At 59.4% G+C, this 12,644-nt stretch carries 17 protein-coding genes and 1 pseudogene; 13 read left to right on the forward strand and 5 right to left on the reverse strand.

What is annotated here, in order from left to right; translation table 11 throughout:
* Positions 1 to 33: 33 nt before the first annotated feature.
* A pseudogene (locus tag HDG34_RS39720) lies at positions 34 to 1,035 on the reverse strand (phage terminase large subunit family protein).
* Between the two features lie 114 nt (positions 1,036 to 1,149).
* Between HDG34_RS39720 and HDG34_RS38140 the strand changes: the two are divergent.
* The 3 genes from HDG34_RS38140 to HDG34_RS38150 all read left to right on the forward strand — a co-directional run bounded on the left by HDG34_RS38140 (position 1,150) and on the right by HDG34_RS38150 (position 1,949).
* Complete coding sequence (locus HDG34_RS38140) at positions 1,150 to 1,338, forward strand: hypothetical protein (protein WP_184069049.1); 189 nt, start codon at positions 1,150 to 1,152, stop codon at positions 1,336 to 1,338.
* A gap of 71 nt (positions 1,339 to 1,409) precedes the next feature.
* The gene (locus HDG34_RS38145) at positions 1,410 to 1,652 is read left to right on the forward strand and encodes a hypothetical protein (protein WP_184069053.1); all 243 of its coding nucleotides are present in this window, start codon (positions 1,410 to 1,412) and stop codon (positions 1,650 to 1,652) included.
* Positions 1,653 to 1,670: 18 nt separating this feature from the next.
* A complete protein-coding gene (locus HDG34_RS38150) occupies positions 1,671 to 1,949 on the forward strand; it encodes a hypothetical protein (RefSeq protein WP_184069056.1) in 279 nt (92 codons plus the stop codon).
* Positions 1,950 to 2,016: 67 nt separating this feature from the next.
* Here the strand turns inward: HDG34_RS38150 and HDG34_RS38155 are convergent, their stop codons facing one another.
* From HDG34_RS38155 to HDG34_RS38165, 3 genes are all read right to left on the reverse strand, one after another.
* Positions 2,017 to 2,601 (reverse strand): hypothetical protein, encoded by a 585-nt coding sequence (locus HDG34_RS38155; RefSeq protein ID WP_184069059.1) that lies wholly within the window; start codon positions 2,599 to 2,601, stop codon positions 2,017 to 2,019.
* 99 nt (positions 2,602 to 2,700) lie between these two features.
* On the reverse strand, positions 2,701 to 3,243 hold the full coding sequence (locus HDG34_RS38160) for an RIP homotypic interaction motif-containing protein (protein WP_184069062.1): 543 nt from the start codon (positions 3,241 to 3,243) through the stop codon (positions 2,701 to 2,703).
* A gap of 144 nt (positions 3,244 to 3,387) precedes the next feature.
* Entirely contained in the window at positions 3,388 to 3,642 is a 255-nt protein-coding gene (locus HDG34_RS38165; RefSeq protein ID WP_311734944.1) for a tyrosine-type recombinase/integrase, read from the reverse strand.
* Between the two features lie 20 nt (positions 3,643 to 3,662).
* Here HDG34_RS38165 and HDG34_RS38170 point away from each other — a divergent pair, with 20 nt between their 5' ends.
* From HDG34_RS38170 to HDG34_RS38215, 10 genes are all read left to right on the forward strand, one after another.
* Positions 3,663 to 3,803 carry a hypothetical protein gene (locus tag HDG34_RS38170; protein ID WP_184069087.1) on the forward strand — a complete coding sequence of 47 codons (141 nt, stop codon included), beginning with the start codon at positions 3,663 to 3,665 and terminating at the stop codon, positions 3,801 to 3,803.
* A gap of 40 nt (positions 3,804 to 3,843) precedes the next feature.
* On the forward strand, positions 3,844 to 4,254 hold the full coding sequence (locus HDG34_RS38175; RefSeq protein WP_184069067.1) for a hypothetical protein: 411 nt from the start codon (positions 3,844 to 3,846) through the stop codon (positions 4,252 to 4,254).
* Positions 4,236 to 4,463, forward strand: a complete 228-nt coding sequence (locus tag HDG34_RS38180; RefSeq protein ID WP_184069069.1) for a hypothetical protein — start codon at positions 4,236 to 4,238, stop codon at positions 4,461 to 4,463. The genes HDG34_RS38175 and HDG34_RS38180 overlap by 19 nt, the downstream gene beginning before the upstream one ends.
* Before the next feature lies 1 nt (position 4,464).
* Positions 4,465 to 5,829 carry a hypothetical protein gene (locus HDG34_RS38185; protein ID WP_184069071.1) on the forward strand — a complete coding sequence of 455 codons (1,365 nt, stop codon included), beginning with the start codon at positions 4,465 to 4,467 and terminating at the stop codon, positions 5,827 to 5,829.
* Positions 5,830 to 5,884: 55 nt separating this feature from the next.
* The gene (locus tag HDG34_RS38190) at positions 5,885 to 6,049 is read left to right on the forward strand and encodes a hypothetical protein (RefSeq protein WP_184069073.1); all 165 of its coding nucleotides are present in this window, start codon (positions 5,885 to 5,887) and stop codon (positions 6,047 to 6,049) included.
* Between the two features lie 265 nt (positions 6,050 to 6,314).
* On the forward strand, positions 6,315 to 6,731 hold the full coding sequence (locus HDG34_RS38195) for a hypothetical protein (protein ID WP_184069075.1): 417 nt from the start codon (positions 6,315 to 6,317) through the stop codon (positions 6,729 to 6,731).
* A gap of 320 nt (positions 6,732 to 7,051) precedes the next feature.
* On the forward strand, positions 7,052 to 10,201 hold the full coding sequence (locus HDG34_RS38200; RefSeq protein ID WP_184069077.1) for an autotransporter outer membrane beta-barrel domain-containing protein: 3,150 nt from the start codon (positions 7,052 to 7,054) through the stop codon (positions 10,199 to 10,201).
* A 115-nt stretch (positions 10,202 to 10,316) separates the two neighbouring features.
* On the forward strand, positions 10,317 to 10,727 hold the full coding sequence (locus HDG34_RS38205; RefSeq protein WP_184069079.1) for a hypothetical protein: 411 nt from the start codon (positions 10,317 to 10,319) through the stop codon (positions 10,725 to 10,727).
* Between the two features lie 39 nt (positions 10,728 to 10,766).
* The gene (locus HDG34_RS38210; protein WP_184069081.1) at positions 10,767 to 11,486 is read left to right on the forward strand and encodes a M35 family metallo-endopeptidase; all 720 of its coding nucleotides are present in this window, start codon (positions 10,767 to 10,769) and stop codon (positions 11,484 to 11,486) included.
* Positions 11,487 to 11,611: 125 nt separating this feature from the next.
* Positions 11,612 to 12,013 carry a hypothetical protein gene (locus tag HDG34_RS38215; RefSeq protein WP_311734943.1) on the forward strand — a complete coding sequence of 134 codons (402 nt, stop codon included), beginning with the start codon at positions 11,612 to 11,614 and terminating at the stop codon, positions 12,011 to 12,013.
* A 178-nt stretch (positions 12,014 to 12,191) separates the two neighbouring features.
* Here the strand turns inward: HDG34_RS38215 and HDG34_RS38220 are convergent, their stop codons facing one another.
* A complete protein-coding gene (locus tag HDG34_RS38220; protein WP_184069083.1) occupies positions 12,192 to 12,494 on the reverse strand; it encodes a hypothetical protein in 303 nt (100 codons plus the stop codon).
* Positions 12,495 to 12,644: the final 150 nt, after the last annotated feature.

Here is a 12,644-nt window from a genome sequence, read left to right on the forward strand (position 1 = left end):
CCGAACGCGACTCAGTCGTCGAGATGGCGTCGATCAGCGCAAATAAACAGCCTCTGGCTGCATGAGTGAGGCGACAACTTGCTTGACGCGCGCCGGCCCGGCCTGGGTGTTCCACCACACCTGTTTAAGCGTTTCGTCTACGCGCGCGCGTAGCCATTTCGCGGCGATTTCGGCGGGCCGGTCTTTCGCCCACGGGCTGTAGAGTTTCGAGGCCGTATACCCTGCGTGCCTGTTCTCTACCGCCCACGCGCCACACTGCGGGCACCGTGCGCGATAGACCGCGTACAGGTCCGACGCCCACCAGTCCCACACAGCCGAAATCGCCGCGGCGGGGTCGGCGTTCGCATCGAGCGCGCCATGCGCGCTTGTAGTCTTCGAGCGGTTCGCGCGCCAAGCCGCAACATACGTAAGGCGCGGTCTGATGCCAGCGCACGGTAGCGAGCGCACGCAGGCGCTGCGCTTCACTCCACGCAGCCCCGCATGCCTCGCAGTAAATCGGCGCGCGGTCTTCGGCAGGTGGCGCGATTCGTCGGCCGGATCGCGGGACCATTTGACGTGATCGAAGAACGAAAGAAACTGCCTATGTCCGCAATGCGGGCACACCACCGACGCGCGCCGTTGATCCGATTCACTGTACGCGCTCGCGATGCGGCTTTGCTCTTAGATAGTTGGCGAACACGCGCGAATGCTTAACCAGTTGCTGAAAGTCGCGGTGCGCTCTTCAGCCAGCGCGATCGGCTCGCCATCGCGCGTCAGCGGGTATTTGTCGATTTCATCCGAGAGCACGACACGCACGGGGCGGCGCGCGAGGTTATCAGGCGAACCGGCACCGGCCAGCGCAAGGAACCCGCCCGGAAACGACTTGAAGAGAAGCGTTTCCTCGCTGTTGCGCATGCGGCGAGTGCCGATCAGGTCCCGTAGTACAGGCGTGGCGCGCACCATCGGGGCGATACGCTCTTTGGAAAACTGTTCCGCCGCGTCTTCCTTCGGTTGTAGCAGCATCGGGCACGGATCGAGATGCGCGAAATAGCCCACCGCTTACGCGTGTACGGCATCCACATCTGGGCGTGTTGCGATGGTCGCAAACGTGGCACGCGATGCGCCTTAACCTGCACACGGGCGCAAAGCCGCGTGACGATCTGGCGTTCGATGGCGTCACGTTCGGCAAGCATCGCGATGCCCCCGCGCGAAGGCGGCACGGTTGCATTCGATGCGCGGGCCCAGTTGCATCCGCGTACGGAAGCGGTAACGGCGAAACTCGCCGCGCTACTCAAACACGAAGTACCGGCCACGCTTGACGCGAGCGAGGCAGCCGACGAAAGCGAGGCCGGCGAGTAGTCACCATGTTGCGAAGCGATACAGGGCCGCGCCTCGCGCGCGAGTCCGGCCGCTGCGCTGGAGAATCTGCGATGTCTTCGAGGAATGCAAAGTTGCGCGAAACACTGCGCATGGGGGTTCCGCCTTCGCCTGACGAAGACGGCGAAGAGGTAATCGAGTGGCGGCCCGACTGGGGGAAGAATTGCGAAGCGTGCGGGCAAACGCCTTGCATGGCTGGCGTGAGCGGCGGCGTTGTGGTTATCGAGGCGACGCACTGCGCCGAATGCCTCGATACCGATGCCTCGGCGCCGCTCGCGATCGGTAGCGGCTATTGAAGATGCGCGGGGGCCACCATGAACGCCGCCGCGCGTGCCGATGTTTTCCCGCCCGCCGTGAAGCCGCCGCCGAAGAAAACGCCGCCGAAGGACGCGCCACCACTAACGATAGACGAATTTTGCAAGCGCTACGCCCTGAGCCGTTCGCATTACTTCGAGTTGAAACGCCAGGGGCGAACACCCGCCGAAATCCGCGTCGGGCGCAAGATCGTGATAACAGCCGCCAGTGCCCGCGTATGGGAACGGCGGATAGCCTTGGAGCAGAAAGGCGCGCGAGCGGCGCAGGCGAACGGCTAGCCATGCCACGCACGAAAAAAAGCCTGCATCGCGCGGGCTTTTACTTGTGGCGCAAGGCTTCAATGCGTTAGGCATCTGTAGCGCTGTTCGCGAGGTCTATTGTTCTCTTTAGCCCGCGTTGGCGCTTCAAATATGCTTTGTAGTCCCAGAGAGTAGTTTCGAGTTCGAACGGTGCGAGATGGTAGGCATTTCTCACCGCGTCAGCTAGCTTGCTTGCTTCTAAACCCATTCGCAAACAAACAGCCTGGCAAGCGCCGTGTGCCTCACGTTCGCCGCTTAGGTTCTGTTCGAAGGCAATGGAGTGATTCGCGGATTCAACTTTGAGGCGAAACGACAAAACCTGGGTGAGTAGCGGTCTTTCGAACACAGAGTAGTCGCCGTCCAGGGGAAAGGCCGCGAGTTCCGGCAAGTTTTCCAGCTTCGTTCCTATTGCGCCGTTCGAACCATCGTAATTCTTTGCATCCAGCAAGCTACTGGCACACGCTACGGTGAAGTGTTCTAGTAGAAAGGCGATCCGAAGAGCAAGATATTTCAGATCACGTGTGATTTTTGCCGCTTCACGCCTCGCGATCAAAAAGTGTGTTAGCGACGCGCCAACGCTGGCACCAACGACGGCACCAAGTAGCGATGCAAGCGGTGTTAACCAATTCATAAGTAACCCGGTAACTTGTGGGGACATTGTACGGCCCAAAAGAAAGCCCGCTTCGCGCGGGCCTTTCGACAGTTGGGAGCCTGTGCCACCGGCCTTAGCTCAGTTAGGGTTCTTCAGGTATGCCATGACCCCGGTCGTAACACCGCCGAGAACACTGGCAACGACCGGGCTTTCCAGCAACTTCACGAGGAGCCCTTTGGCCGCTTCCTTTTCTTCATGTGCCGCCGACGATTGTTCGATCATCTGTACAAGGCCCTGAAGGCTGCCCGCAATGTGCTGGACGTTATGATCGCCAATCTGGATGCCCTGTGAATTGTTGATTGTGATGTTCGGTGCGGCCTTCGGTTGAGACTTGTGCAGGAGCGACGCATCCTTTCGCAGCTTAAGCGACCAGTGAGGTCCGATAGCGGCCAGTCCGTGCGAGAAGTTGGACTCCAGAATCAAGTATGTTTCCTCGCCTAAGCCTGGCAACATCCGAATCAATGTCCAGCCTTCGCGGCCCTGGAAGGACGTGTCGTAAATACTCGCAACATGGGTCGAGTTCTTCGAACCGACCGCCGTCTTATATGGCCCAAACCGCTCCCCGTCGGAAGACTGAACGTAGACCGTATCGTTTTGCATATGGGCGAATGGATTATTCATGTGGCATAAAAATTGATTGTTAGCGAACCAATGAATTTATCAGCATTCAACCTTGGTGCGAGCGCGACCAGGAAAATTTGGCACAGACGCAGTAACGCCTACGTTGGACGGCGCGCACGCGTTACTTCAGCCATGTCGAAGCGCCTACGCAGCAAGCCGTGGCACGCTCGCAACCTGCGTAATCTGGGTCATCTGCGGCCCGCCGAGTTGCAGCGCGGCGACGGCGCGTAACTTGTTGTTCGGCGCGAGGTGCGCGTAACGCATCGTCATTTCGAGCGACGCATGGCCGAGCAGATCGCGCACGATATAGAGGTCAACGCCACTTTGTGCGAGCCACGATGCAAACGTATGGCGCAGATCATGCCAGCGGAATGCTTCGATGCGCGCCGCCTTGAGCACGGCGGAAAACGATTTTTTTGATGCACTGGATAGGCTCGCCGGATTCACTCGCGAATGCCATCGTCGCGCTCGGCGCATCGCCCGACTGTACGAAGGTCGATCGACTCGCGCAGGCGCTGCTTGCGGCGCTCGCGCATCTCGCCGTTGCTAATCAGATATGAAGACGTGATCGGGACGCCTGCACCGCTCGGATTCACGCCCGTGGAGCAAGGCGGCGGCGTGAGCCAGGGGGCAAACAAGGTGCATATCGGATGGCGAACCAACGGGAGCGGGCTGGGTGTCACGGTTGACCAGACCGACGAGGGCAACGTGGTCTTCGAGGCTGAGCGGCAGGGCAACGTCAGCAACCTGCAAAACAACATCAACAACGTGAACAACGCGGTGAACGATCTGCGGGGCCAGGTGGGCGGCGCATGGACACCGGCCAACCTGCAACCGCTCAGCGGAAATGGAATCGGGTGGGTAGCGTTCATTGTTCGTGCAGGCGATAGCAGCCAGTCCGCGCCGGAAGGTACGGTCGCAGCGCTGCCGGGGCGCCCCGGAACGTGGCTTAGCAGCGGCAATGCGGCCGCTGCAGGCGACTATTGGTGCGTATGGACGAGGATCGCGTGATGGACATTGTTGCTGCCAGGAATCCCGCATGGGCCGACGCGGAACACACCGGCATTCGTTGCGAGGTCCACTTCGAGCGTTTCGACAACTTCATGCCATTCATCGCCATGCCGGACGATCCGCACGAGCACGGTCGCGACATTTTCGAGGCGTGCCTCGCGGGGGACTTTGGCGATATCGCCGACTTTGTACCGGGTGACGGGGAATGACATGGATCGCTACTGGCAGGCCAACGCGGTCGAGAATGCGCCCGAAACACCCGCAGAAAATACAGGGGGCTTTCCGGCCAATGGCAATCCGGCGGCGGGTATTACCGGGACCGTCCCCGGCGAATGGTGGTATCACGCGATTACCGAGGAACTGCGCAACGCCATCATCGCGCTTGGTGGAACTCCGGACTTCACGCAGGTCAATCAGCTTGCCGATGTTCTGGTTGAATCGTTCGCAAAGACCGTCAGCACCGTTACTGAAAGTCTCGCCGCAGTTGCACTGAGCGGCAGCTATCACGACCTGACAGACCAGCCTGTCATTCCCGCCGCACAGGTCAATGCGGACTGGAACGCAGACAGTGGAATCGCCGCGATCCTCAACCGGCCTGCGATTCCTGCTGCGCAGGTCAACGCCGACTGGAACGCAGAATCCGGTGTCGCCGCGATCCTCAACAGACCGGAAATTCCGCAGCCGACACGCGGCTCGACTCTGCTTGCGGTCACTGTCTATTCGGTTGTGGAGCAAAGCGTCACGTTCTCGGCCGGCTCGCCGGTCATCACATGCTCGCTCCATTCGCCTCTCACCGGATCGCCGGTGACGTTCAGCAGTACGGACTCGTTACCGGGCAGCATTGCGCAGGGCGCGACCTATTTCGTGGTTCAGGTGTCCGCCGACCAGAGCACGTTCCAGATCGGCACTGATCAGGGCGGCGCGGCCATATCGATGACCGACGCGGGGACGGGTACGCACTCGATTGCGAATCCGCCGTGGCGCAAGTCGGATCATGATCCGGCCGTTGTGGAGACCGCGATTCAGGCCGGTGGCGGATCAGGCGGCATCGCGAGCCGGACGTCCAACGCGGGTACGGCGACAGGGGGCGGCGCGGGCGGCTATGGGTGGCTGCGCCGCTTGGCTGCCAGTCTGCCCGACGAGCTTCCAATAATTATCGGCGCGGGCGGCATCGTACCGGCCTCGGGTACCTTGCGTAGCCAGGGCGCGAATACCTATCTGGGCGACCCGCTATCACCCGTTGCCTACGCAACCGGTGGTGCAGGTGGCACCGGTTCGGCGACAAATGCCGGCCTCCTGGGTGCGCCCGGTGGGACCGGCGTCAACGGAGACCTGAACGTCCGCGGTGAGGGTTCCCTGCCGGTTGTCAGCACGACGATATCGAACTACACGCCAGGCGGAAAGTCGATGTACGGCATTGGCGGGATGGGCGGCCTATATGGTCCATCAGGGGCGACCCCGGTTCATGACGCTTCGGGTCGGGGAGCGGGCGGCGGGGGTGGAACCGGCCTGACAGGTTCGTACAACGCTGGCAATGGCAGCGACGGGCTGCTGATCATGTGTGAGTACAGTTGATAAGGACCACAGCGCGGACGGTAGACGCCTACCTGTCGCGCAGGAGAACTCCATCATGCTACGCGTTGCAATGACCCTGATCGTTCTCGCGGTCCCGATGCTGACGGCCTGCACCGTGATTTACATCGAAGGCAACGCAAACACCGTGAGCGGCATTGAAGGTCATACAGGGACGGTGAAAGTCCCTTCGAGCCTTCGCGACGGCGCACAATCCCAATAATCGTCAATGCTGAGGTATCCGTTTATAATCGGAATGCCGTCGAAACAGCGACGGCCAGGCTTGGCAGCCTGATTGCTAAACCCGCACGCCTGCCCAGGCAGGTCGTGCGTCTGTCTCTGCACGTCCATTTCAATGGGCGGGCCGTGGCGGGGAGGCCTTCGGGCCTGCCGGTCTGGTTTAGCGCCGGTCTGCCAACCTCGTCATCGTGCCCGCTCACCACCTCCCTATGTGTCCGGGCGATCCTTTATGATAATCAGGACCGCGCATGACCAAACCCACCAGAAAGCAGCAATCTCCCACCCGTCCCCCTGTAGACGCTCTCCAGTATGAACGTCTCGCGCTTGCCGCCTTCCATCTTTGCGACCGGCAGGGGCAGCAACTCCGACATCTGATTACACTTGCGACCTCGATGTTCAGGAGTCCTGCTGTGACTGTCGAGGAAAGACACGAACACCGCAACCTGCTGGAGCTGATGATCCAGATCGGCGAGAACTACCACGCGACCAACCGCTGCGATCAGGAACTGTTCACGGTGCTGGCACTCGACGCCAAGGGGCTTCCCAACCGCCAACTGACACCGGCGGACGCGGTAGCGCTTCTCGCTGACGCTACGCAAGGCGTTGACGGGAAAGCTGCGGCTGCGAGCGCAGATGCGGCCTTTGTGAGCAGAGTCGCCTCGTAGTTACTCCCTGTTCAACCTCTGAATACTGTTCGCCCAAACGGTCTTTTTTCTATCCCAAAAAAACAGGAATCCTATAAATAGTCCGGCAGTGATTTACCTCTGCATTTCGCATAGCCAGGGTCAGGTTCAGGAGGGCCATTTCAGGAATTGTCTGATCGCGCGGCCAAGCAAAAAGTGAACAATCCGGTCAGGGCGGCACGACGATTCCGCGCCGCTCCCTCGCGCGGTGATTTTCTCCTTCCGGGACAACCAAAGAAGGTCGCAGTTTGACCTGATTCTGGATTCCATTTTCCAGATCATGAATTGAGACAAACAAGAAAATGAGCAATAAAGACTACCCCGCAGTGCGCCAGTCGCTTAGGCATGCGATGCATCTGGCGAGAGCGCCTTTTCCCCGACGCGGCGCGGCGATCGCCGTGGCGCTGCTGATTTCCCCGCTTGCCAGTGCGCAGTCGCTCTGGGTTCAGAATGGTTCAACACAAACTGCTTCCGGGACCTACGCGACAACAGGGTCCTCGCAGCATGCATTGCTTGCGATGAGCGGCAGCGTCGTGAACGGATCACAGGTTACGGTGCTGACGAGCGGCAATTCTGCAAACGGCATCTATGCATTGAATGGTGGGAACGTTTCGCTGACTAACAGTTTTATCAAGACGACCGGTTCCCAGGCGAACGGCGCCATGGCTTTCGGAAGCAATGCAGTCCTGTCGCTTGACAACACCTCGGTCCAGACACAGGGCGACTGGGCTTCCGGCATTCAGGCCAATGGCGACAGCACCGTGACGGTTCAGGGCGGAAGCGTGACGACGAGCGGACAGGATGCCTATGGGCTTTACAACATCGGATCGGGTGCCAACCTGTCGGCAAGTGGCACCGTGGTTGTGACCTCGGGAGCGGCAAGCGCGGGCGCCTTCAATCAGGCGGGCGGCCTGATGACCCTGGATGATGTCTCGATTGTCACGACCGGTAACAATTCTCCTGGTGTGCAGATTGGTTCGCGGGGCGTCATTGGAAACGGCTCAACCTCCAATACGACGCTGATATCGAACAGTTCGGTGACGACGCTGGGCGACAGTTCGGCTGGTCTGCTTGCATCGGACAATGCGACGCTGAACGCGACCGATGTCGTCGTCAGCACGACAGGCGCAGGTAGTTTCGGTGCCGAATCGATCTTCGGCGCACAGACCAGCATCCAGGGCGGCTCCATCAGAACAGCGGGGGATCAGGCTGCGGGCATGCTGGTAGCGGGTATGCCCGCAACGTCCGGCGATCCCGGCACGAATGCCCCGACCATTACGGCGAACGGACTGGAAGTCAGTACAAGTGGCTTGAATGCACCGGCCGCCTATCTCGCCGGCGGCGCTAGCCTGGCGTTCTCGAACGGCACACTGTCGGCAAGCGGCGCAGGCTCGGATGCGCTCGATGCGACCTATTTCGACACAACCGCCCCGGCCATCGCGAACATCACCAATAGCACGCTGACTTCGACGCAGCGTGACGGATTGCTCGTGAGCAATGCGACGTTGGATGCCACGCTGACCGGCTCGACCGTGACGGCTGGAACGAACGCCCTTGAAGCCGTGGATCGCGGTGTTTTGAATGTTGTCGCAGATGCCTCAACCCTGACCGGTACCACGAATGCCGATCCGACCTCGACGCTCAGTGCCACCCTTCAGAACGGATCGGTGTGGAACGTGACCGGCCCGTCGAACCTGACTTCCCTCGCCCTGGACACCGGGACCGTCCGGTTCCTGTCGCCCGCGCAGATCAATGCCGGCAGTGCGGTACTGGCTACCGGTGGCGGCACGTTCGACACGAACGGCTTTGACGCGCAGTTCGATGCCCCCATGAGCGGCCCGGGTTCGCTGACCAAGGCAGGCAGCGGCACCCTGACCCTCACGGGCACTGGCAGCTACCTGGGCGCAACCAACGTCAGCGCAGGCATCTTGCGGGCGGGGGCGGCGGACGTTTTCAGTCCCGCATCGGGCTTTAAAGTCAGTGCCGGCGCGGTACTGGACCTGAACAGCTATGGCCAGACGGTTGCCGGACTGGCTAATGGCGGCACGATCCGGTTTGGCGAGACGGCTGGAACAACCTTGAATGTGACGGGCGACTACGTCGGTAATGGTGGCCTGCTGGCGATGAATACGGAGCTGGGCGATTCGTCGTCACTGACGGACCTGTTGCATGTCTCGGGTTCGACTTCCGGCAGTACCGGCGTGCAGGTGACCAACACTGGCGGCTTGGGCGCGCAGACCACGGGTGACGGCATCAAGCTCGTCCAGGTTGACGGCGCATCGAATGGCCAGTTCAGCCAGGTCGGGCAGGTCCAGGCGGGGGCCTACGAGTACACCCTGTACAAGGGCGGCGTGGGTGTGGATGCATCTAGCGGCGACTGGTATCTCCGCTCGACGCTTGAAAGCCCGCCGCGGTCGCAGGATGAGGAATCAGACCCGGCTGCACCGGTTATGGAGGGGCCGTCGTCCTCCGGTGCACCCGTGGCATACCGTCCGGGAGCGGTAGGGTACGTCATGACACCGCAGCTTGACGTGAATTACGGCTTTGCGATGCTTGGCCGCCTCGACCAGCGGGTTGGCGACGTACCGGACGCGGTGCGGCCGTCTGGTGAGAATGCCAACGGCGTGTGGGGACGTGTGCATGCATGGAGTGCAGACACGGACGCACTGAGCCGCTTTTCGGCCGATACACGCAGTGTATTCGCGCAGTTCGGCAAGGACTGGACACTGAGCCCCCCCTCAACGGGCGGCAGCATGCATGCAGGTATCACGGCCACCTTCGGCAACGCATCGATGAACTTCTCTGACGAGTCGCGCGGCAGGGCGGATCTGGATACCGCGACGGGCTCCGCAGAGACGCAGGTTCAGGCGCTCGGTGGTTACTTCACCCGCTATCTGACGAATGGGGCCTATTCCGACAGCGTTGTACAGGTTGCTCACTTTCACAACCGGTACAACGACAACGGCGGCAATGCGCCTGGCCAGAACGGCTTTTCGCTCTCGGTCTCTGAGGAAGTCGGCAGGCCGTTCCAGATCGCCAGCCTGCCGGTGGCATTCGAACCGCAGGCGCAACTGATGTATCAATACATGCATCTCGGTGCGTTCAGCGATAACGTCTCCGCGATTTCCTCAACAGTGACGAACGCGCTGCGCGGCCGGCTCGGGTTTCGGATCATCACGGAAGACATGGTGAACGAGAGCGGCACGAGTAAGGCGAGACCGTATCTCACCGCCAACGTGCTGCATGATTTTCTCGCTCCGGGACAAACCACTGTAGGCGAGACTCCGTTCAACGTGAACTTCGCCCGCACCTGGATGGAGTTTGGTTTGGGGGTCACCGCGACATTCGGCAAGCGGGGCGAATTCTATGCCGCCATGGACTACAACCATAGTCTCGGCGGACAGACTGCTCACGGTGTAAGTGGCAATGGGGGCTACCGATATAGCTGGTGATCGTCAGGTGAGCTGTCGTATTGCGATGCTGGAGCCGGTCCGGCAGCGGCTGTGGCAGGAAAGTACGCTAATGGTTAGTGCATTGAGTGCTTTCTGGAAAATCAGAAGAGGTCTAATGGAACAACAGATACAGGAAGGGACCGGGGGCAAGGAAGAGTGCCAGCTTTGCCGTATCACCTATTCAATCTACTCAAACTTCCCGCGAATGCCATCCGCAATGGCGCTCAACGCCGAAACCGGCGAATGGTTTCCGTTCGATAGGCTGAAGTCGTATTCAAACGGTTACGACATGGCTGAAGCCCTCGGTTATGCATGGGCGTGCGATTGTCGCGAGCGTGCCCCCAAGCGGTTCAATGAGCAGTTCGAGCTAAGAGACTCCACCGGCAAGCGACAGACGGGGGTGCGTTACCGGATACGCGTCGGTTCGAGGGTCATCGCGAAAGGTGTCACCGATTCTCAGGGGCGTACCCAGCGTGTTTCGACAGATAACGCAAAACAGGTTTCTATCGAAGTTGCCGGGTCATAGCGGTGGACAGCAGGCAAGTCTTTTATCACGGGAGAACAGATGACAAATGAATTTCTGAACAAAAATAGCCAATATCTCGAGACAGATGAGAATGAAGAATGGACCGAGATCGGCACAGCCATGACCAATACAACTCCTGGGTCAATATCCAATGTCGTAATCAATACGACGCCTATCTGTCCAAACATGAGCAACAAGGAATTCCGAAAGGAGGTCATGCGTGCCCGCGATATTGGTGTGGAGTTGGTCAAGCGACGCATCGAGGGTCTGGCGCGTTGGGACGAGAAGGAGCAGGCGCGCGTGACAACTTTCTTTGCCCGCGCAGACGACGCTACAAAAAAGGTACTCAGCGATGGACTGCCGCGATTGCTCGCGGCCATGCAGCAGCTAGTGCCAGAAAAGATCGTACGATATGACAGTGAAACGAATAGGATGCTGTCGTGTGTACCCAAGCCGGATTCGGGTAGGAATCACGCCGCGGTCTGTAAGCCAGATTCGGAAAAGCGGGTTATTGCCATCTATTCCGCGTTTTGCAGCAGTCCATTTGGCCAATTGTGGAAACCGTGCAAAATAAAAACAATAATCCACGAATGTACGCACTTCACGGATACGTTTAATTCGCGAGACGAGATCTATGTCGATACGGAATCCGGGGCGCGAATATGGGCGGAAAATCATCGAGAAGAGGCGATTCGAAACGCGGATAGCATAACCGGATATATAGCAACTTTCGATAAAGACGTCGGGGAAAAGAAATGAGCTTTCGCTACCGCACACTTGTCGCTGTGCTTAGCTTATGCGCTGGGCTTTGCGGACCAGTTTTCGCAGAACAATCAATCGACGCCGTGGCGAAGCATAGGCCATCCAGCACTGGATGTCGCTTCGTGGAGCACGTTGAACTGCAATTGCCGTTCAACACCATTGCGCTCTCGAAGGATAACCGGCTGTCAATCGAAAATGCTGTGAAAGAGGCGCAGAAATGGCCGGACGTGAGGATTCAGGCAATTGTAATCGCTGGCGCATATATCGGCGAGCGCGATCTGGATATCTTGCAGGATCGCCGTGGCGAGGTGGTGAAAGGATATCTGAGGAAACTTGGAATCCCGAGTGCAGACATATATGTAGAGCCTAAAACTCTGACCGATGTGTTTGCGCAAAAACTTCCCGATGGTAGCACTCGTGTTAATCAAATCGAAATCGAATTAAGTCCGATTTGCAAGGGTAGCTGCGAATGGATGTGCGACGATCCAAGGCTTTGGCCACCTACCACGCCTACCAACCCGTAAGCACACGAACAGGGTCCCGCTTCGGCGGGGCCTTTTCACTCCAGGGCGGGTCGATTCAATGGCTCAGGACTTTGCAGGCCGTTTCATTCGAGCGTCTGGCGACGATCCGAACCATGACGCGTAGACGTCAATAGAGCCGTCACAGATATGAAAGGCCCGGCGAGCGGGCCTTTTGCGGTTACGCCTGATTCCAGCGATTGGGCCTCAGGGGCGATCCACCACGATGCCACTTGCGCCGTTCTGTTGCGATTTTCTCCAGCAACTGCATCACCTCTTCGCGGTTGCCGGCTTTATCCGCCTGTTCCATAGCGGCCCGGTATTCATCAGGCGTCGGCTTGACGCCATCACAGCACCGGTTCACCACCGCCGTAAGCGCATCCATCGGCGGGCCGACATACCGGGCACGCAACGATGACATCGCATCATGCGTGAGTTGGGTCAGGTCGTCGGTCTGCAACACAGCGGCGCTGATTCTCAGCACAGGTTCCATCCACGCGAGCAATTCTGACGAATGCTGCTTTCGCACTTCGAGCGAGCGAAGATTGTCGTAGCAGCGCTTCCTGTTGTTATGGTCGAACGTGGCGGGCGCGAAACGATACGTGAACTCGGTTCGCGTCCATCCGAGGTATTC

It is taken from the genome of Paraburkholderia sp. HC6.4b (assembly GCF_014200875.1).
Taxonomy (GTDB): domain Bacteria; phylum Pseudomonadota; class Gammaproteobacteria; order Burkholderiales; family Burkholderiaceae; genus Paraburkholderia; species Paraburkholderia tuberum.